Here is a 19,367-nt window from a genome sequence, read left to right as displayed (position 1 = left end):
CTCGCCTCACTTGCCGCCGAGCGTTACAAACAGGGTCAGGAGCCCGAGCATACCCACGATCATCGCAAACGCGTAATGGTAGATGTAGCCGGATTGCAGGAAACGGATAACCGACGCAAACCATCCGATGAACTTCGCACTCCCGTTCACGACGCCGTCGATCACGACCACGTCGCCTTCTTTCCACAAACCACGACCGATCGCCAACGCGCCGCGAGCGAACACGACTTCGTTGATCTTGTCGAGGTAATACGCATTCGCGAGCAGCTTGTAGACCGGCGCGAATGTGCGGCGCACCACAGCCGGCAGGTCCGGGCGCTTCATATAGAAGAACCACGCAACCACGACGCCTGCGAGTGCAAGCCAGACCGGCACGCCCGAGAACGCATGCGCGCCCATGGCGACCCAGCCCTGGAATTCTTCAGCCATTTCGGCAAGACCCGCATGGTTCTGACCGATGAAAATCACCTTGTCGAACGCGACGCCATGCTGGAAGTAGCTGCCGTACAGCAGCGGCTGGATGGCCCATGCACCGGCGATCACCGAAGGAATCGCGAGCAGGACGAGCGGCACCCAGACCACCCACGGCGACTCGTGCGGCACGTGCACATGGTGATGGCCGTGGTGGTCGTCATGGTTATGCTCGTGCGAGGCCGCTTCCGCGCCCATCGGCGAATCCGGGTGCTTCGGATGGCGGAAGCGCTCTTCGCCGTGGAACACGAGGAAGTACATACGGAACGAGTACAGCGCCGTCACGAACACGCTGGCGACCACCGCGAAGTACGCGAAGCCCGAGCCTGCGAGGTGCGAGACCTTCACTGCATCGATGATCGAGTCTTTCGAGTAGAAACCCGAGAAGAACGGCGTGCCGATCAGTGCGAGCGAACCGATGAGCGACGTGATCCAGGTGATCGGCATGTACTTGCGCAGACCGCCCATGTTGCGCATGTCCTGATCGTGGTGCATGCCCATGATGACCGAGCCGGCGCCGAGGAACAGCAGCGCCTTGAAGAACGCGTGGGTCATCAGGTGGAAGATCGCAACCGGGTACGCCGAGACGCCGAGCGCGACCGTCATGTAGCCGAGCTGCGAGAGCGTCGAGTACGCGACCACGCGCTTGATGTCGTTCTGGACGATGCCGAGGAAGCCCATGAAGAGCGCGGTAATCGCGCCGATCACGACGATGAACGACAGCGCGGCTTCCGACAGTTCGAACAGCGGCGACATGCGCGCGACCATGAAGATGCCGGCCGTCACCATGGTGGCGGCGTGGATCAGCGCGGAGATCGGCGTCGGGCCTTCCATCGAATCGGGCAGCCACACGTGCAGCGGGAACTGCGCCGACTTACCCATCGCGCCGATGAAGAGGCAGATACACGCGACCGTCATCATGTTCCAGGAGGTGCCCGGGAACGTCATCGCGGCGATATCGTGGCCCTTCGTGAACACTTCGCTGTAGTTCAGCGAACCGCCGTACGCGAGCAGCAGGCCGATACCGAGCAGGAAGCCGAAGTCGCCCACGCGGTTCACGAGGAACGCCTTCATGTTCGCGTAGATCGCGCTATCACGCTTGAAGTAGAAGCCGATCAGCAGGTAAGACACGAGACCCACTGCTTCCCAGCCGAAGAACAGCTGCAGGAAGTTGTTGCTCATCACGAGCATCAACATCGAGAAGGTGAAGAGCGCGATGTACGAGAAGAAGCGCTGGTAGCCCTCTTCTTCCGCCATGTAGCCGATCGTGTAGACGTGCACCATCAGCGACACGAAGGTCACGACGCACATCATGAGCGCCGTGAGCGAGTCGACGAGGAAACCAACCTCGAACTTCAGGTTGCCCACCGACATCCATTCGTAGATGGTGGCGTGAAAGCTCGCGCCGCCCAGCACGTCGAAGAACGTGATGCACGAGAGCACGAATGCAATCGCGACGCCGAGGATGGTGACCGTGTGCGCACCGGCGCGCCCGACCGCTTTGCCAAACAGACCGGCAATCATCGAACCGGCGAGCGGTGCGAGTGGAATCGCCAGCAACAGATTTTCGTTGAGTGTCGTTGCCATTACAGCCTGCCTTAACCTTTGAGCTGATCGAGATCCTCGACGTTGATCGTGTCGAGACTACGGAACAAGGTCACGAGAATAGCCAGACCAATCGCAGCTTCCGCAGCTGCAACGGTCAGTACGAAGAACACGAAAATCTGTCCGTGCACATCACCGAGGTAATGTGAGAACGCAACGAAGTTCGTGTTCACCGCCAGAAGCATCAGCTCAATCGCCATCAGGATGATGATGACGTTGCGGCGGTTGAGAAAAATGCCGACGATCGAGATCGCAAACAGGATCGCGCCGAGGACGAGATAGTGGGCAAGGGTCAACATAAGGTCTCTCCAGCGCGATCAGCTGTTGCTGCCGGTCGCATTTTCGTTCGCGACAGGCTCTTGCGGAAGTTCCTTCGCGGCGGGCATCTTCACGAGACGCACGCGGTCCTCGCGACGCACGCGGACCTGCTTCGAAACGTTTTGGCGCTTCGCGTCCTTCGGCTCACGCGCTGTCAGCGCAATCGCCGCAACGATAGCGACCAGCAGCACGAGGCCAGCCACTTCGAAGGCGAAGATGTAGTCGGTGTAAATGATCTTGCCGATCAGATGCGCGTTCGACAGCGCCGAAGCGGCGGCGGCCGACGTATCGGGCACCGGCGTGGTCGTCGCGCCGTAGCCGTGCCAGAGGATCAGCGCGGTTTCGATCACGATGATCGCGCCCACCACGGTCGCAACCGGCACGAAGCGTTTGATGTCGCGGTTCAGTACGTCGATGTTGATGTCCAGCATCATCACCACGAACAGGAACAGCACCATCACGGCGCCCACGTAGACGAGCACCAGCAGGATCGCGAGGAATTCCGCCTCCAGCAGCATCCAGATCGCAGCCGCGTTGAAGAACGCGAGAACGAGGAAAAGCGCCGACGCGACGGGGTTGCGCGACGTGATCACCTTCAGCGCTGACAACGTCAGCAGCAGCGCGAAGATGTAGAACAAGACGGTCGTGAATTCCATGATTACTGGTTCATCGTTGAGGCCATCGTGAGGCGGGGTGCGCGGTGCAAACTGGCGGCCAGACCAGAGTGCGCCGCGCCACGGCGGTCAAGGTGCGGCGACACGCAGGCGGAAGGCACAAGCGTGTCCCGCTGTCCGGCCCGACCGCGGGCCGATGCAGCGTCAAACTGAATATCAACGGTACGGTGCATCCGCTGCCTTGTTTGCTGCGATCTGTGCTTCGTAGCGATCGCCGACTGCCAGCAGCATGTCCTTCGTGAAATACAGATCGCCGCGCTTCTCGCCGTGATACTCGAGAATGTGCGTTTCGACGATCGAGTCGACCGGGCAGCTCTCTTCGCAGAAGCCGCAGAAGATGCACTTGGTCAGATCGATGTCGTAGCGTGTCGTGCGGCGCGTGTTGTCCTCGCGCACTTCCGATTCGATCGTGATTGCAAGCGCGGGGCACACGGCCTCGCACAGCTTGCACGCGATGCAGCGCTCTTCGCCGTTTTCGTAGCGGCGCAGCGCATGCAGCCCGCGAAAACGCGGCGACATCGGGGTCTTTTCTTCCGGGAACTGCACCGTGAACTTGCGCTTGAACGCATAACGGCCGGTCAGTGCGAGCCCCTGAAGCAGCTCGGTCAGGAAGAACGTCTTGAAGAAGTTTTGGATAGCGTTCATGGTCTCGTCCGCCCTTTATTTCCAGATGCTCAGCGGCGACATGTACCAGAAGCCAACCACAATGAGCCACACCATGCACACCGGAATGAACACCTTCCAGCCGAGACGCATGATCTGGTCATAGCGATAACGCGGGAACGTCGCGCGGGCCCAGATGAACACCGACAGCAGAAGGAAGACCTTCAGCACGAGCCAGAAGATGCCCGGGATGAAATCGAGGAAGCTGAACGGCGCGCTCCAGCCACCGAGGAACAGCACCGAAGCCAGCGCCGAGATCACGATCATGTTGATGTACTCGGCGAGGAAGAACAGCGCGAAGCCCATCCCCGAGTAGTCGATCATGTGACCTGCAACGATTTCCGATTCGCCTTCCACCACGTCGAACGGGTGGCGGTTCGTTTCAGCGATGCCCGAGATGAAGTAGATGACGAACATCGGCAGCAGCGGCAGCCAGTTCCACGAGAGGAACGTGATGCCCCAGCCCGCGAACATGCCGCGCATCTGGCCCTGGACGATGTCGGAGAGATTCAGGCTGCCCGAGACCATCAGCACGACGACGAGCGCGAAACCCATCGCGATTTCGTACGACACCATCTGTGCCGCCGCGCGCATCGCGCCGAGGAACGCGTACTTCGAGTTCGAGGCCCAGCCCGCGAGAATCACGCCGTAGACGCCGACCGACGAGATCGCCATCACGTAGAGCAGACCCGCGTTGATGTTGCCGAGCACCGCGCCTGCCTGGAACGGGATCACCGCCCAGATCGCGAACGCCGGCACCACCACCATGATCGGCGCGATCATGTAAATCCAGCGGCTCGCCTGCGCCGGCTGAATCACTTCCTTCAGCAGCAGCTTCAGCACGTCGGCAATCGGCTGCAGGAGACCTGCGGGACCGACGCGGTTCGGACCGAGACGCACGTGCATCCAGCCGATGAGCTTGCGCTCCCAGAGGATCAGGTACGCGACGCACAACAGGATCACCACCGCGACGACGAGAATGCGCACCAGCGCCCACACGGTGGGCCACGCCACGCCGAGCAGCTGGCTGCCGCCTGCATTGATCGTATCGAACAAGCTCATTTAGGCCTTCTCCACCAGCAGTTCACCGAACAGGCTGCCGAGCTGCGCACCCACCGGCGTCGCCGCCGACACGCGCACCACCGTCGGCGCTAGATTCGCGTCGCGCGTTGCAGGCGCGCTCACGGACAGCTCGCCCTGGCGCACGCGTACCGCGTCGCCTTCCTTCAGGCCCAGCTGATCGAAGAGCGCTGCCGGCAGGCCGACTGCATTCGCCACGCGGGCCGCCGCCGTGAGTTGCAGCGCATCGGCGCGGCGCACGAGCGAGTCGGCGTGATAGATCGGTACGTCGGCGAGGCGTTCGAAGCTGCCCGCTGCCGCACGGGGCGCCGGACCCTTCGCTAGTTGCGCGCCCGTCTTGTTCGACAGACGCTGCGCGAAGTTGCCGTCGCCGAGCGCCTTGACGCGCACTTCTTCGGCCGTTTCGTACTCGAAGCCATGCGCGCCGAGCAGCGTGCCCAGCACGCGCAGCACCTTCCACGCCGGGCGCGTTTCGCCGAGCGGGCGCACGACGCCGTTGAAGCTCTGCACCGTGCCTTCGGCGTTCACGAACGTACCCGAGGTTTCGGTGTACGGCGCGATCGGCAGCAGCACGTCCGCGTATTCGAGACCGGTCTTGAACGGCGAGAACACCACGACCATTTCAGCCTGGCCGAGCGCTGCGCGCGCCGCGGCCGGGTTGGCCGTGTCGAATTCCGGTTCGACGTTCAGGAGCAGATAACCCTTGCGCGGCTGCTCGAACGCTTCGCGTGCGTTGAGACCGCCGTTGCCGGGGAGCGCGCCCGCGAGGTGCGCGCCGACCGTGTTGCCCGCTTCCGTGAGGAAGCCGAGCTTCGCGCCGGTCGTGTCGGCAATGAATTGCGCTGCAGCGTGCAGACGCGAGAAATCGGGATGCTGGACAACCGCGTTGCCGAGCAGCACGAAACGGCGCTCGCCGCTCGCGAGCGAGGCCGCAACCTGCTTCGCTGCGTCGCTTGCCTGCACGCCGGCGAAGGCTTCCGGCACCGCAGCGCCCTTCGCTTCGGCAACCGCAACCGCCACGCCCGCGAGTTCGTCGAACCATGCCGACGGTGCAGCAACGATGCGCTTCGCGCTGGCGATCAGCGAGTTGTCGCCCGTGGCCTGCAGCAGCGTGATCTTCGCGCCGCCCTTCGCGGCCTGACGCAGACGCGCGGCGAACAGCGCGTGATCGCGGCGCAGGAACGAGCCGACCACGAATGCGGCATCCGCGTAGGACAGATCGGCGATCTTCGTGCCGAGCCACGGCGTGCCGTTCAGCGGTGCGGAGAAGTCGCTCTGGCGCAGACGGAAGTCGACGTTCGGCGTACCGATCGCATCGGCAAACTGCTTGAGCAGATAGAGTTCTTCAGTCGTGCTGTGCGGGCTTGCGAGTGCGGCGATGGCGTTTTCGCCGTGCTCCTCGCGAATGCCCTTGATGCCCTTCACGACGTATTCGAGCGCGGCCTGCCAGTCGGTTTCGATCCACTGGCCGCCCTGCTTGATCATCGGACGGGTCAGACGCTCTTCGCTATTCAGAGCTTCATACGAGAAGCGGTCCTTGTCCGAGATCCAGCATTCGTTGATGGCTTCGTTCTCGTACGACAGCACGCGCATCACGCGGTTGTTCTTCACCTGCACGACGACGTTTGCACCGGTCGAATCGTGCGGGCTCACCGACTTGCGGCGCGACAGTTCCCACGAGCGGGCGCTGAAGCGGAACGGCTTGCTCGTGAGTGCGCCGACCGGGCACAGGTCGATCATGTTGCCCGAGAGTTCCGAGTCGACCGTCTTGCCGACGAACGACGTGATTTCCGAGTGTTCGCCGCGGCCGAGCATGCCGAGTTCCATCACGCCGGCGATTTCGTCGCCGAAGCGCACGCAGCGCGTGCAGTGAATGCAGCGCGTCATCTCTTCCATCGAGATGAGCGGGCCGACATTCTTGTGGAACACCACGCGCTTTTCTTCGCTGTAGCGCGAAGCCGACTTGCCGTAGCCCACCGCGAGATCCTGCAGCTGGCACTCGCCGCCCTGATCGCAGATCGGGCAATCCAGCGGGTGGTTGATCAGCAGGAACTCCATCACGGACTGCTGTGCCGCCACGGCCTTCTCGGACGTCGTATGCACGACCATGCCCTGGGATACCGGCGTCGCGCACGCGGGCACGGCCTTCGGCATCTTCTCGACTTCGACAAGACACATCCGGCAGTTGGCCGCGATCGACAGCTTCTTGTGATAGCAGAAGTGCGGAATATAGGTGTCCACCCGCTGCGCAGCCTGGATCACCATGCTGCCCTCGGGCACCTCCACCTTCTTGCCGTCTATTTCAAGTTCAACCATGATGGTTAATCGTCCCTAACCTGTTACCGCTCGATGATTCACGGCGGTCTACCCCGTTGCTTCGTCCTGCGCGGTACGCGCCCACCGCGCCTGCCCTTCGTTTCGCCCTCAGGCGGTCACCGTCTCCGATGCCGTATGCGAGCCGGCGGTTCCGCCGACGAGGCAACGCTTGTGTTGCACGTGATATTCGAATTCGTCCCAGTAGTGCTTGAGCATGCCGCGCACCGGCATGGCCGCCGCATCGCCGAGCGCGCAGATCGTGCGGCCCATGATGTTGCCGGCAACCGAATTCAGCAGGTCCAGATCTTCCTGGCGGCCTTCGCCGTGCTCGATGCGCTTCACGACGCGATACAGCCAGCCCGTGCCTTCGCGGCACGGCGTGCACTGACCGCACGACTCTTCGAAATAGAAGTACGACAGACGCATGAGCGAGCGCACCATGCAGCGCGTTTCGTCCATGACGATGACCGCGCCCGAGCCCAGCATCGAACCCGCCTTCGCGATCGAGTCATAGTCCAGATCGGTCTGCATCATCAGATCGCCCGGAATGACCGGCGCCGACGAACCGCCCGGAATCACGGCCTTGAGCTTCTTGCCGTCGCGCACGCCGCCGGCGAGTTCCATGAGCGTTGCGAACGGCGTGCCGAGCGGAACTTCGTAGTTGCCCGGACGCGCAATGTCGCCGCCGATCGAGAAAATCTTCGTGCCGCCGTTGTTCGGCTTGCCGAGTTCCATGTAGGCCTGCGGGCCGATGGCCAGCAGGAACGGCACCGCGGCGAACGTCTCGGTGTTGTTGATCGTGGTGGGCTTGCCGTAGATGCCGAAGCTCGCCGGGAACGGCGGCTTGAAGCGCGGCTGGCCCTTCTTGCCTTCGATCGATTCGAGCAGCGCGGTTTCTTCGCCGCAGATGTACGCGCCGTAACCGTGGTGCGCGTGCAGCTGGAACGTGAAGTCCGTGCCGAGGATGTTGTCGCCGAGGTAGCCCGCCTGGCGCGCTTCTTCCAGCGCAGCCTCGAAGCGGCGATAGACCTCGAAGATCTCACCGTGAATGTAGTTGTAGCCGACGGTGATGCCCATCGCGTACGCGCCGATGGCCATGCCCTCGATCACCGAGTGCGGGTTCCAGCGCAGGATGTCGCGATCCTTGAACGTGCCGGGTTCGCCCTCGTCCGAGTTGCACACGAGATACTTCTGGCCCGGGAACTGACGCGGCATGAAGCTCCACTTCAGGCCGGTCGGGAAGCCCGCGCCGCCGCGACCGCGCAGACCCGACGCCTTGACGTCGGCGATCACCTGCTCGGGCGGGATTTTTTCTTCGAGAATACGGCGCAGCTGCTTGTAGCCGCCGCGCGCGACGTAGTCTTCGAGATGCCAGTTGTCGCCGGTGAGGCCGGCGAGAATCAGCGGTTTGATGTGACGGTCGTGCAGTGAGGTCATTTCGAAAGTTCCTCGAGCAGCTGGTCGATCTTCTCGCGGCTCATGAAGCTGCACATGCGATGGTTGTTCACGAGCATCACCGGTGCGTCTCCGCACGCGCCCATGCATTCGCCCTCTTTCAGGGTGAACATGCCGTCGGGCGTGGTTTCGCCGAAGCCGATACCGAGCTTCTGCTTCAGATACTCGGCAGCGCTTTCTGCGCCGCCGTCCGGGCCGAGCTGGCACGGCAGGTTCGTGCAGAGCGTGATCTTGTGCTTGCCTACCGGTTTCGTCTCGAACATCGTGTAGAACGTAGCGACTTCCTGGACCGCGACCGGCGGCATGCCAAGGTAGTCGGCGACGAACTGCATGAGTTCGGGCGACAGCCAGCCATGCTCTTCCTGAGCCACGGCCAGTGCCGCCATCACGGCAGACTGCTTCTTATCGGCGGGATACTTCGTCAACGCGCGATCGATTTCTTTCAGGCCTTCAGCTGAGATCATTTTCAGACACGACTCTTTCAATTCCTACCGAACGAAAACCTGCCGCGCATGCTGCATGACTGCGTGCTGCGACAGACGTGGCGTTCCCGGCATGTTGCGCGGCGCGCACCCGAGCCATCGGGGCGCGCCAGATGTTGCTGACTTAGCGATCGATCTCGCCGAACACGATGTCCTGTGTACCGATGATCGTCACCGCGTCGGCAATCATGTGGCCGCGCGCCATCTCGTCGAGTGACGAGAGGTGGGCATAGCCCGGTGCGCGGATTTTCAGACGATACGGCTTGTTGGCGCCATCCGACACCAGATAGATGCCGAACTCGCCCTTCGGATGCTCGACGGCGGCGTATGCTTCGCCTTCGGGCACATGGAAGCCTTCCGTGAAGAGCTTGAAGTGGTGAATCAGCTCTTCCATGTTCGACTTCATGTTCACGCGCGAGGGCGGCGCGACCTTGTAATTGTCAATCATCACAGGGCCAGGATTCTTGCGCAGCCACTCAATGCATTGTTTCGCGATACGCGTGGATTGGCGCATCTCTTCGATACGCACGAGATAACGGTCGTAGCAGTCGCCGTTCACGCCAACCGGAATGTCGAAATCGATCCGGTCGTAGACTTCGTACGGCTGCTTCTTGCGCAGATCCCACTCGACGCCCGAACCGCGCAGCATCGCACCCGTCAGGCCGAGCTGCAGTGCACGCTCGGGGCTCACCACGCCGATGCCGACGAGACGCTGCTTCCAGATGCGGTTGTCGGTCAGGAGCGTTTCGTACTCGTCGACGCAACCCGGGAAGCGCGTGAAGAAATCGTCGATGAAGTCGAGCACCGAACCTTCGCGGGCTTCGTTGAGCCTCGCGATCGCGCGCTCGTTGCGGATCTTCGATGCCTTGAATTTCGGCATGGCGTCCGGCAGGTCGCGATAGACGCCGCCCGGACGGTAATAGGCTGCGTGCATGCGCGCGCCCGAGACCGCCTCGTAGACGTCCATCAGGTCTTCGCGCTCGCGGAACGCGTAGAGGAAGACCGCCATGGCGCCGACGTCGAGCCCGTGCGAGCCGATCCACATCAGGTGGTTCAGCACGCGGGTAATTTCATCGAACAGAACGCGGATGTACTGCGCACGCACCGGCACTTCGATGCCGAGCAGCTTTTCGATCGCGAGGACATAGCCGTGCTCGTTGACCATCATCGACACGTAGTCGAGACGATCCATGTACGGCACCGACTGGATGAACGTCTTGTTTTCGGCGAGCTTTTCGGTGGCGCGATGCAGGAGGCCGATATGCGGATCGGCGCGCTGGATCACTTCGCCATCGAGCTCGAGCACGAGGCGCAGCACGCCGTGCGCTGCCGGGTGCTGGGGGCCGAAGTTGAGCGTGTAGTTCTTGATCTCTGACATGCGACCCTCTTAGTGTTTCTTCAGACCGCCGTACTGATCCTCGCGGATCACACGCGGCGTGATTTCCCGCGGCTCGATGGTCACCGGCTGATAGACCACGCGCTTTTGCTCCGGGTCGTAACGCATTTCGACGTAACCCGAAACCGGGAAGTCCTTGCGGAACGGATGGCCGATGAAACCGTAATCGGTGAGAATCCGGCGCAGATCAGGATGGCCTTCGAACACGATGCCATACAGATCGAACGCTTCACGCTCGTACCAGTTCGCCGAATTCCAGATCTCGACGAGCGACGGCACGATCGGCATGTCGTCGTCCGGCGCAAACACGCGCAGACGCAGACGCCAGTTGTTCGTAACGGAGAGCAGATGCGTCACGGCGGCGAAGCGCGGACCTTCCCAGGCGCCGTCACCGTAGGTCTGATAATCCACGCCGCACAGGTCGACGAGCTGCTCAAAACACAGCGCGCGATTGTCCCGCAATTGCTTTGCGACGTACAGAGAATCGGCCGCCTTGACGACGAGGGTCAACTCGCCAAGCGCCTCGGTGAGGCTAACGATGCGCGCACCAAGGGCCGCTTCGAGGTTCGCTTTCAGGGTCTCGAGTTTGCTTGCCATATTGTGGGGAGGCTCGCGCCTTTATTGACGGGCGATGGTATTGGTGCGGCGGATCTTCGCCTGCAACTGGATGATCCCGTAGATCAGGGCTTCGGCAGTGGGCGGGCAACCCGGCACGTACACGTCGACCGGCACAACGCGATCGCAGCCGCGCACGACCGAGTACGAATAGTGGTAATAGCCGCCACCATTGGCGCACGAACCCATCGAGATCACCCAACGCGGCTCGGCCATCTGGTCGTAGACCTTGCGCAGTGCGGGCGCCATCTTGTTGCACAGCGTGCCGGCAACGATCATCACGTCGGACTGGCGCGGGCTCGGGCGGAACACCACCCCGAAGCGGTCGAGGTCATAGCGGGAAGCACCCGCCTGCATCATCTCCACCGCGCAACACGCAAGACCGAACGTCATCGGCCACAGCGAGCCCGTACGCGTCCAGTTGATCAGTTTGTCAGCCGTCGTGGTGACAAACCCCTCCTTCAATACCCCTTCGATACTCATGTGCTTTCCACTCCAGACGGACGACCATCCCGGCCACCCATGCTATCCGGCGATTAACCCATCATTCCCAGTCAAGACCGCCTTTCTTCCAGATGTAGGCAAAGCCCAGCAGGAATTCGAGCAGAAACACCATCATCGAAATAAAACCGGGCCAGCCGATATCGCGCAGGGCAACGCCCCACGGAAACAGAAACGCGGTTTCGAGATCGAAGATGATGAAGAGAATGGCGACCAGGTAGTAGCGTACGTCGAACTTCATGCGCGCGTCTTCGAAGGCTTCGAAGCCGCACTCGTACGGCGAATTCTTTTCGCTATCTGGCCGATTGGGACCGAGGATCTTGCCGATGGTGACCAGCGCTATGCCCAGACCGATACCCACCAGGAGGAACAACAGGACGGGGAAATAGGCTGCGAGGTTCAAGGCTTTCCTCTATCGGTTAGTTCAGGGTTCCGCAGGCGCGCTTCGCGCCGCGGGCATCACTACACGTACACGTACCTGGCGCTGCAAACTAAAAACAAATACGGAACAGATGACAAAAAAATACCAGCCGGAGCTGAAGCAAGCGGCTGGTATTTTTAGATAACATTGGTGCCGACGGCGAGACTCGAACTCGCACAGCTTTCGCCACTACCCCCTCAAGATAGCGTGTCTACCAATTTCACCACGTCGGCACTACATGCAATCCGGGAGAACAATCTTATTTATACCCGCGAATCGCTTCAAGACTTAAATTCTAACTTGTTTTCGAGATTTGTTCAACGCACAAAACAAGTTTTTCGAACTTTTTCAAACAATTTATTTCGGCACTTCATTGCCATGATTCGGCGCCGCATTTGACGCTGAAGTGGCAGCAGCAGCCGGGGTTGCAGCCGTCGCAGGCGAAGCAGCGACAGGTGCCGAAACGACCGGAGCCGAAGCTACAACCGGGGCAGGAGCCGAAGCGCCAAGCACGCCAGCCGAAGGTTTGGCATGATACGAGCCGATGTAAGTTAATGCAAGAGTTGAAACAAAAAATACTGTTGCAAGCACTGCAGTCGTACGCGAAAGGAAGTTCGCGGAGCCGCTCGCGCCGAACAGGCTACCCGATGCGCCACTGCCGAAAGCCGCGCCCATATCCGCGCCTTTGCCGTGCTGCAGCAACACGAGGCCGATCACCCCGAGCGCCGACAGAAGCTGAATGACGATCACCAACGTTTTCAAATACAGCATGACACTCACCTGAGTCCTTGTTGAGCACGTGCCTCAGGTACCTGTAGTCACCTCAAGACACACGCATACGAAGCCTGCACGCCCCGATCAAGGGCACGTGCGAGGCTCTTAGCTCACCACATCCGCGCCCGCTCCAGCGGCCGCGCAAATCGCGAGAAAATCCCCTTCCTTCAACGACGCGCCGCCAATCAGGCCGCCATCGATATCGGCTTGACGGAACAGCTCCGCCGCATTCTCCGGCTTCACGCTGCCGCCGTAGAGCAGCGGCACGTTAGCAGCCTGTGCGCCCTTGGCAGCAAGACGCGCACGCAAGAACGCGTGAACCTGCTGCGCCTGCTCCGAGCTTGCGCTCTTGCCGGTGCCGATCGCCCAAACGGGTTCGTAAGCCACGACGATGCGCGCCGCTTCTTCAACCGACAGCACGGCGAGCACCGCATCGAGCTGCGCGCCGACTACGCGCTCGGTCGCGCCGGATTCGCGCTCTTCGAGCGTCTCGCCCACGCAAACGATGGGCGTAAGCCCTGCCGCCAGCACGCGCTGCGCCTTCGCCGCAACGACCTCGGAGCTTTCGCCATGATAAGCGCGCCGTTCCGAGTGCCCGACGATCGCATACGCAGCCTCGAAGTCGGCGATCATGCCCGCCGCAACTTCGCCGGTGAATGCGCCCTGTTCGTGCGCCGAGACATCCTGCGCGCCCCAGGCCACCCGGCTTCCGCCAAGCAGCGCCTGCGCCTGCGCAAGATACGGATGCGGCACGCACACGCCAATACCCACGCCGTGCGGCAATGCCTGCGCGCCGCGTGCGACGCCCTGCAAAAGCACTGCGTTGGCCGCGAGACGGCCGTGCATCTTCCAGTTACCGACTACAAGCTTGGATCGTTGATTCGACATTGTTTCGGTTGCCGTTAAAAGCGGGCGCAAAACGCACAATTTTACTTCGTCAAGCGGAAGCGGGTCAAACCGCGAGGAATGATTCGCGCGCCCGGCCGCGTAAAAGTCAAGCCTTTCGACCCCAATCAAGCACGATCTTGCCGACGTGCTCGCTGCTTTCCATCAGCGCATGCGCCTGCGCGGCCTGCTCCGCAGGGAACACGCGGAACACCACCGGCTTGATGCTGCCCGCTTCGATCAGCGGCCACACACGCTCCTTCAGCTCCCGCGCGATGTTCGCCTTGAATTCAACCGGCCGCGCACGCAGCGTCGAACCCGTGATCGTGAGGCGTCGCCGCAGAATCTCGTGCACGTTGACTTCGGCCTTCGATCCGCCGAGCGTCGCGATCAGCACGATGCGGCCGCCGTCCGCGAGCGCCGAAAGTTCGCGCGGCACATAGCCGCCGCCCACCATATCGAGAATCACGTCGACGCCGCGATTTTGCGTAAGCGCCTTCACGACTTCGACGAAATCCTCGCTGCGATAGTTGATCGCGCGTTCCGCACCCAGTTGCTCACAGGCGCGGCACTTGTCGTCGGAGCCCGCGGTCGCGAACACGCGATAGCCGAGCGCGTGCGCCATCTGGATCGCCGTCACGCCGATGCCGCTCGAACCGCCCTGCACGAGCAGCGTCTCGTTCTCGCCGCCCTCACCCGCGCCGAGCCGGCCGCGCTGGAACACGTTGCTCCAGACCGTGAAAAACGTTTCGGGCAACGAAGCAGCCTCGATATCGGAGAGCCCCGCCGGGACCGGCAGGCACTGGCCGAGCGGCGCCGCCGCATATTCGGCGTAGCCGCCGCCCGCGATCAGCGCGCATACGCGGTCGCCGATCTTCAGGCCAAACGGGTTGTTCTTCTCGTCGATCGTGCCGCCGACGATCTCGCCCGCGACTTCCAGCCCCGGCAGATCCGAAATGCCCGGCGGCGGCGCATACGCGCCCTTGCGCTGGAACACGTCCGGCCGGTTCACACCCGACGCCGCGACCTTGATGAGCACTTCACCCGCTTTCGGTTCGGGCATTGCGCGCTCGGTCAGCCTGAGCACGTCCGGTGCGCCGAATTCGGTGATCTCGACTGCATTCATATCTCGTCTCCGTTTGTCCGGATGGTGCTGCGCACGCGGTGCATGCGCAAGGCCATCCAGGCACTGCTCCAGGCAACCCATCAGAAAAAACGGCCGGTGCGCATGCTGCGCCGCCGGCCGTTTCAGGCTGCCGCGTTACTGCTGCGGCTCGCCCTGCGGCGCACCGCCGCCATTGGCTGCCTCGTTCAGCAGCGCCTTGGCCGACAGGCGCACGCGGCCCTTCTCGTCCGTCTGGATGACCTTGACCTTCACGATCTGGCCTTCCTTCAGATAGTCGTTGATGTCCTTGATGCGCTCGTTGGCGATCTCGGAGATGTGCAGCAGACCATCCTTGCCCGGCAGCAGGTTCACGATCGCGCCGAAGTCCAGCAGCTTGAGGACCGGACCCTCGTACACCTGGCCCACTTCGATTTCGGCCGTGATGTTCTCGATGCGCTTCTTCGCTTCGGCCATGCCTTCGCTCGACGTGCTCGCGATGGTCACGACGCCGTCGTCGGAGATGTCGATGGTCGTGCCGGTTTCTTCCGTCAGTGCGCGGATCACCGAACCGCCCTTGCCGATCACGTCGCGGATCTTCTCCGGGTTGATCTTGATGGTGATCATGCGCGGTGCGAACTCCGACAGTTCCGTGTTCGCGCCCGAAACAGCTGCGGTCATCTTGCCGAGGATGTGCATGCGGCCTTCCTTCGCCTGTGCGAGCGCGACCTGCATGATTTCCTTGGTGATGCCCTGGATCTTGATGTCCATCTGCAGCGCCGTCACGCCTTCCGACGTACCGGCCACCTTGAAGTCCATGTCGCCGAGGTGATCTTCGTCGCCGAGAATATCGGTCAGCACCGCGAACTTGTTGCCTTCGAGAATCAGGCCCATCGCGATGCCCGCGACGTGCGCCTTCATCGGCACGCCGGCGTCCATCAGCGCGAGGCAGCCGCCGCACACCGATGCCATCGACGACGAACCGTTCGACTCGGTGATTTCCGAGACGACGCGGATCGAGTAGCCGAATTCTTCGGCGCTCGGCAGGCACGCGACGAGCGCGCGCTTCGCGAGACGGCCGTGGCCGATTTCACGACGCTTCGGCGAGCCGACGCGGCCCGTTTCGCCGGTCGCGAACGGGGGCATGTTGTAGTGAAGCATAAAGCGGTCGCGGTACTCGCCTTCGAGCGCGTCGATGATCTGCTCATCGCCCTTGGTGCCGAGCGTCGCGACGACGAGCGCCTGCGTTTCGCCGCGCGTGAAGAGCGCCGAGCCGTGCGTGCGCGGCAGAACGCCGGTGCGGATCTCGATCGGGCGCACCGTGCGCGTGTCGCGGCCGTCGATGCGCGGCTCGCCGTTCAGGATCTGCGAGCGGACGATCTTCGCTTCGAGGTCGAACAGCACGTTGCCGACGCTCGCCTTGTCGGCTGCCGTCGTGCCCGCTGCTGCGGCTTCTTCCTCGAGCTTGGCCGACGTGGCTGCGTAGACTTCCTTCAGCTTCGCCGAACGCTGCTGCTTGTCGCGCAGTTGATAGGCGGCGAGCAGTTCGTTGTAGGCGATGTCGGTGATGCGGGCGATCAGCGCTTCGTCCTTCGGCGCCGGCTGCCAGTCCCATTCGGGCTTGCCGCCGTCACGCACGAGTTCGTGGATCGCGTCGATGGCGGTCTGCATCTGCTCGTGGCCGAACACCACGGCGCCGAGCATCACGTCTTCCGGCAGCTGTTCGGCTTCCGATTCCACCATCAGCACGGCGCGCTCCGTACCGGCCACGACGAGGTCGAGGCTCGATTCCTTGATTTGCGCGCGCGTCGGGTTCAGCACGTATTCGTTGTTGATGTAGCCGACGCGAGCCGCGCCGACCGGGCCGTTGAACGGCAGACCCGAGACGGCCAGTGCTGCCGACGCGCCGATCAGCGCGGGGATGTCAGCCGGGACTTCCGGGTTGATCGACAGCACGTGAATGACAACCTGCACTTCGTTGTAGAAGCCTTCCGGGAAGAGCGGGCGCAGCGGGCGGTCGATCAGGCGCGAGATCAGCGTCTCGCCTTCGGACGGACGGCCTTCGCGGCGGAAGAAGCCGCCGGGGATCTTGCCGGCCGAATAGGTCTTTTCGATGTAGTCGACGGTCAGCGGGAAGAAATCCTGACCGGGCTTGGCGGTCTTCGCGCCGACGACGGTGGCGAGCACGACGGTATCTTCGACATCGACGATGACGGCGCCGCCTGCCTGACGGGCGATCTCACCCGTTTCGAGGCGCACATTATGCTGGCCCCATTTGAACTCTTTCACGACTTTGTTGAACATGGTCATGTCTAGTCACTCCTTACTCATTGTTATGCTGCGTGGCGCGCCGTGGGCGTGCGACACGGCAATACACGGACCGGCACCGCGCAAGAAGAGGTGTGGTTATGCCATTCCAGCGAATCGCGCATGACGGCGTACCGACACGCGATCTGATGGAATGACACAAAGCTCTGCTCCGTGGTCCGGCCCCGCTGATACTGCAATTACGGCCTGTGCTGCATTGTGCCGCGCTTCGGTACGCCTGATGCGAAGCGTACCGTTCAAAAACAAAATGCCTGCATCAGCGAAACTGACACAGGCATCGTGCTGGAAGAACTTCCGGTTACTTGCGCAGACCCAGCTTCTCGATCAGCGAGCGGTAACGGTCAGCGTCCTTGCCCTTCAGGTAGTCGAGCAGCTTGCGGCGGCGGCTCACCATGCGCAGCAGACCGCGGCGGCTGTGGTGATCCTTCGCGTGCGACTTGAAGTGCGAGGTCAGTTCGTTGATACGCGACGTCAGGAGTGCAACCTGAACTTCGGGGGAACCCGTGTCGCCAGTGCCGCGCGCGAATTGCGCGACGATGTCGGACTTCTTGATATCTGCTACGGACATTTTGCTTTTCCTTTAAAACTAACGGGCGGTCACGGAAGAAAGGCCGTGCCGTGGGTTACGACGAAGCGCGTATTGTAGCACAAGCCCGATTCGCCGCGAACGCGGCGCCCTGGGCGGGGATACGGGGTGGATTCGGCGGAAAGCCGGCGCGGCGGACGAACGCTCGCGGTCGGGCTGCAAACCTGCCGAAAGCGCTCCAGCCGAGCCAGGAACAGCGCTCAGGGCCGCTTCATGCGGCACGTCATTGCAGGCACGGTGCGCTGCGGCGGCAGCGCGAGCACGGTGCGAAAACCGTATCCCGATCCCTCGTTGTCGAAGCGCACGCCCGGCGTGCCCGCCTTGTCCATCTGCATCACATAAAGGGGCTGGATTACCTGATGGTCATCGGCGCGCATCCACATCGGATGGAAACCGCTTTCGTCGCCCGTGAAGCGCATGCCCTCCAGCGCTTTTGCCACCGCAGCCGGATCGGCGGAACCCGCGTTCGTCAGCGCCTGCCCGAGCATCTCGACGAGCAAGACCATGCGCAGCACCGAATAGTCGTCCTGCGGCGCCGGAAAGCGCGCGCGGAATGCCGCGTACCAGGCGTCGGACGCTGCGCCGCCCGCGTTCGGATGCCACTCGGCGACGGCAATCACGCGCTTCACGCCCGCCTCGCCAAGCGCCGCCGGCGCGCCAAGGCTGTTGCCGTAGAACGTGTAGAACTTCGTGTCGAGGCCCTGCTCTCGTGCGGCCTTGACCAGCAACGCGAGGTCGTTGCCCCAGTTGCCCGTGATCACGGCGTCCGCGCCCGATGCGCGAATCTTCGAGACGTACGGCGCAAAATCCTTCACGCGGCCAACCGGATGGAATTCGTCGCCGACCACTGCGATATCGGGACGCTGCTTCGCGAGCGCCGCACGTGCGAGCGCGCTCACGTCGTGGCCGAAGCTGTAGTCCTGATTCAGCAGGTAAACCTTCTTGACCGACTGATCGGCGGCAATCACATCCGCGAGCGCGTCCATGCGCATGCCCGCATGGGCATCGAAACGGAAGTGCCAGAAGCTGCAATCCGCGCCGGTGAGCGCGGGATCGACGGCGGAGTAGTTGAGGAACAGCGCGCGATTGTCGGGATCGCGCGCATTCTGACGATCGATCGCCTTCACGAGCGCAGCCGCCACCGCCGAGCTATTGCCCTGCAGGACGAAGCCGATATGGCGGTCGGCGGCGGCGCGCAACTGCATCAGCGCCGTCTCGGTGCTGCCCTTGCTGTCGAGCACGACGAGTTCGAGCGGATGCCGCCCGTCGCGCAGCACGACGCCGCCGTGCGCGTTCACGCGCTCGACACCGAAACGCAGATTGCGCTCCACTGCAGCGCCCGCGTCGGCGAACGGGCCGGACATGCCCTCGATCAACGCGAGCCGCACAGGCGCGAGCGTCGGCTGGCTGCCCGGCGCATTGCCGGCCTGCTTCGTCTGTGTCGCCTGCGCCGCCGCGCCCGCGGCCATCGCGAGACCAAGAGCCAGCGCCCCCAGCAGGGCTGCCGCGCGGCCCCATCGTGAACTGCGTTTGCTTCGTTCGCTTCGTGCTCTCATGCCCTCTTCCTTTTGCTCTCGTCGGTTCGCGATGATCCGAAGCGCGGATCATAGGTCGGCAAGCGCCGCCGCGGCAAGTCCGCTGGACGCCCGTCGCACGCCGCACATTGCATGTCAAAATATCGGCTCGACAATTACT

At 62.6% G+C, this 19,367-nt stretch carries 18 protein-coding genes and 1 tRNA gene; all 19 read right to left on the bottom strand.

The window, feature by feature from the left end; genetic code table 11:
* Positions 1-6: 6 nt before the first annotated feature.
* Complete coding sequence (nuoL, locus tag Q0L30_RS14610) at positions 7-2,058, bottom strand: NADH-quinone oxidoreductase subunit L (protein WP_296657543.1); 2,052 nt, start codon at positions 2,056-2,058, stop codon at positions 7-9.
* A gap of 11 nt (positions 2,059-2,069) precedes the next feature.
* Positions 2,070-2,375, bottom strand: coding sequence for an NADH-quinone oxidoreductase subunit NuoK (gene nuoK / locus Q0L30_RS14605; protein WP_006052894.1), 306 nt, complete (start codon positions 2,373-2,375; stop codon positions 2,070-2,072).
* An 18-nt stretch (positions 2,376-2,393) separates the two neighbouring features.
* Positions 2,394-3,050, bottom strand: coding sequence for an NADH-quinone oxidoreductase subunit J (locus Q0L30_RS14600; RefSeq protein WP_296657505.1), 657 nt, complete (start codon positions 3,048-3,050; stop codon positions 2,394-2,396).
* 174 nt (positions 3,051-3,224) lie between these two features.
* Positions 3,225-3,713 (bottom strand): NADH-quinone oxidoreductase subunit NuoI, encoded by a 489-nt coding sequence (nuoI, locus tag Q0L30_RS14595; protein WP_296657503.1) that lies wholly within the window; start codon positions 3,711-3,713, stop codon positions 3,225-3,227.
* Between the two features lie 15 nt (positions 3,714-3,728).
* Positions 3,729-4,793 (bottom strand): NADH-quinone oxidoreductase subunit NuoH, encoded by a 1,065-nt coding sequence (gene nuoH / locus Q0L30_RS14590; RefSeq protein WP_296657501.1) that lies wholly within the window; start codon positions 4,791-4,793, stop codon positions 3,729-3,731.
* Positions 4,794-7,127, bottom strand: coding sequence for an NADH-quinone oxidoreductase subunit NuoG (gene nuoG / locus Q0L30_RS14585; RefSeq protein ID WP_296657500.1), 2,334 nt, complete (start codon positions 7,125-7,127; stop codon positions 4,794-4,796).
* Positions 7,128-7,235: 108 nt separating this feature from the next.
* On the bottom strand, positions 7,236-8,564 hold the full coding sequence (gene nuoF, locus Q0L30_RS14580; protein ID WP_296657498.1) for an NADH-quinone oxidoreductase subunit NuoF: 1,329 nt from the start codon (positions 8,562-8,564) through the stop codon (positions 7,236-7,238).
* A complete protein-coding gene (nuoE, locus tag Q0L30_RS14575; protein ID WP_296657495.1) occupies positions 8,561-9,046 on the bottom strand; it encodes an NADH-quinone oxidoreductase subunit NuoE in 486 nt (161 codons plus the stop codon). Before nuoE ends, nuoF begins: the two co-directional genes overlap by 4 nt.
* 142 nt (positions 9,047-9,188) lie before the next feature.
* Complete coding sequence (locus Q0L30_RS14570) at positions 9,189-10,442, bottom strand: NADH-quinone oxidoreductase subunit D (RefSeq protein ID WP_296657493.1); 1,254 nt, start codon at positions 10,440-10,442, stop codon at positions 9,189-9,191.
* 9 nt (positions 10,443-10,451) lie between these two features.
* Positions 10,452-11,057, bottom strand: a complete 606-nt coding sequence (locus Q0L30_RS14565) for an NADH-quinone oxidoreductase subunit C (protein ID WP_296657489.1) — start codon at positions 11,055-11,057, stop codon at positions 10,452-10,454.
* A 21-nt stretch (positions 11,058-11,078) separates the two neighbouring features.
* Positions 11,079-11,558, bottom strand: coding sequence for an NADH-quinone oxidoreductase subunit B family protein (locus Q0L30_RS14560; protein WP_293039567.1), 480 nt, complete (start codon positions 11,556-11,558; stop codon positions 11,079-11,081).
* A gap of 61 nt (positions 11,559-11,619) precedes the next feature.
* Entirely contained in the window at positions 11,620-11,979 is a 360-nt protein-coding gene (locus tag Q0L30_RS14555; RefSeq protein ID WP_293046616.1) for an NADH-quinone oxidoreductase subunit A, read from the bottom strand.
* A 166-nt stretch (positions 11,980-12,145) separates the two neighbouring features.
* Positions 12,146-12,230: transfer RNA gene (locus Q0L30_RS14550), tRNA-Leu, on the bottom strand.
* Positions 12,231-12,354: 124 nt separating this feature from the next.
* Positions 12,355-12,768, bottom strand: coding sequence for a preprotein translocase subunit SecG (gene secG / locus Q0L30_RS14545; RefSeq protein WP_296657486.1), 414 nt, complete (start codon positions 12,766-12,768; stop codon positions 12,355-12,357).
* 108 nt (positions 12,769-12,876) lie between these two features.
* Positions 12,877-13,659 carry a triose-phosphate isomerase gene (tpiA, locus tag Q0L30_RS14540; protein WP_296657484.1) on the bottom strand — a complete coding sequence of 261 codons (783 nt, stop codon included), beginning with the start codon at positions 13,657-13,659 and terminating at the stop codon, positions 12,877-12,879.
* 106 nt (positions 13,660-13,765) lie between these two features.
* Positions 13,766-14,782 carry an NAD(P)H-quinone oxidoreductase gene (locus Q0L30_RS14535; protein ID WP_296657481.1) on the bottom strand — a complete coding sequence of 339 codons (1,017 nt, stop codon included), beginning with the start codon at positions 14,780-14,782 and terminating at the stop codon, positions 13,766-13,768.
* A gap of 135 nt (positions 14,783-14,917) precedes the next feature.
* Complete coding sequence (pnp, locus tag Q0L30_RS14530) at positions 14,918-17,068, bottom strand: polyribonucleotide nucleotidyltransferase (RefSeq protein ID WP_296657478.1); 2,151 nt, start codon at positions 17,066-17,068, stop codon at positions 14,918-14,920.
* 316 nt (positions 17,069-17,384) lie between these two features.
* Positions 17,385-17,654, bottom strand: a complete 270-nt coding sequence (rpsO, locus tag Q0L30_RS14525) for a 30S ribosomal protein S15 (protein ID WP_293041694.1) — start codon at positions 17,652-17,654, stop codon at positions 17,385-17,387.
* A gap of 218 nt (positions 17,655-17,872) precedes the next feature.
* Positions 17,873-19,228, bottom strand: a complete 1,356-nt coding sequence (locus Q0L30_RS14520; RefSeq protein WP_296657473.1) for a branched-chain amino acid ABC transporter substrate-binding protein — start codon at positions 19,226-19,228, stop codon at positions 17,873-17,875.
* Positions 19,229-19,367 lie beyond the last annotated feature (139 nt).

Origin of the sequence: Paraburkholderia sp., assembly GCF_024281035.1 — a bacterium.
In the GTDB taxonomy this organism is placed as follows: Bacteria; Pseudomonadota; Gammaproteobacteria; order Burkholderiales; family Burkholderiaceae; genus Paraburkholderia.
This window is presented reverse-complemented; position numbering and strand designations above follow the sequence as displayed.

Bases quoted from the DNA above. Each gene is read 5' to 3' on its own strand.
- nuoH (WP_296657501.1), bottom strand. From the start codon at position 4,793: ATGAGCTTGTTCGATACGATCAATGCAGGCGGCAGCCAGCTGCTCGGC.
- nuoG (WP_296657500.1), bottom strand. From the start codon at position 7,127: ATGGTTGAACTTGAAATAGACGGCAAGAAGGTGGAGGTGCCCGAGGGC.
- Q0L30_RS14600 (WP_296657505.1), bottom strand. From the start codon at position 3,050: ATGGAATTCACGACCGTCTTGTTCTACATCTTCGCGCTGCTGCTGACG.
- secG (WP_296657486.1), bottom strand. From the start codon at position 12,768: ATGCTGTATTTGAAAACGTTGGTGATCGTCATTCAGCTTCTGTCGGCG.
- rpsO (WP_293041694.1), bottom strand. From the start codon at position 17,654: ATGTCCGTAGCAGATATCAAGAAGTCCGACATCGTCGCGCAATTCGCG.
- nuoF (WP_296657498.1), bottom strand. From the start codon at position 8,564: ATGACCTCACTGCACGACCGTCACATCAAACCGCTGATTCTCGCCGGC.
- nuoK (WP_006052894.1), bottom strand. From the start codon at position 2,375: ATGTTGACCCTTGCCCACTATCTCGTCCTCGGCGCGATCCTGTTTGCG.
- Q0L30_RS14535 (WP_296657481.1), bottom strand. From the start codon at position 14,782: ATGAATGCAGTCGAGATCACCGAATTCGGCGCACCGGACGTGCTCAGG.
- Q0L30_RS14560 (WP_293039567.1), bottom strand. From the start codon at position 11,558: ATGAGTATCGAAGGGGTATTGAAGGAGGGGTTTGTCACCACGACGGCT.
- Q0L30_RS14570 (WP_296657493.1), bottom strand. From the start codon at position 10,442: ATGTCAGAGATCAAGAACTACACGCTCAACTTCGGCCCCCAGCACCCG.
- nuoI (WP_296657503.1), bottom strand. From the start codon at position 3,713: ATGAACGCTATCCAAAACTTCTTCAAGACGTTCTTCCTGACCGAGCTG.
- tpiA (WP_296657484.1), bottom strand. From the start codon at position 13,659: ATGTCGAATCAACGATCCAAGCTTGTAGTCGGTAACTGGAAGATGCAC.
- Q0L30_RS14520 (WP_296657473.1), bottom strand. From the start codon at position 19,228: ATGAGAGCACGAAGCGAACGAAGCAAACGCAGTTCACGATGGGGCCGC.
- pnp (WP_296657478.1), bottom strand. From the start codon at position 17,068: ATGACCATGTTCAACAAAGTCGTGAAAGAGTTCAAATGGGGCCAGCAT.
- nuoL (WP_296657543.1), bottom strand. From the start codon at position 2,058: ATGGCAACGACACTCAACGAAAATCTGTTGCTGGCGATTCCACTCGCA.
- nuoE (WP_296657495.1), bottom strand. From the start codon at position 9,046: ATGATCTCAGCTGAAGGCCTGAAAGAAATCGATCGCGCGTTGACGAAG.
- Q0L30_RS14565 (WP_296657489.1), bottom strand. From the start codon at position 11,057: ATGGCAAGCAAACTCGAGACCCTGAAAGCGAACCTCGAAGCGGCCCTT.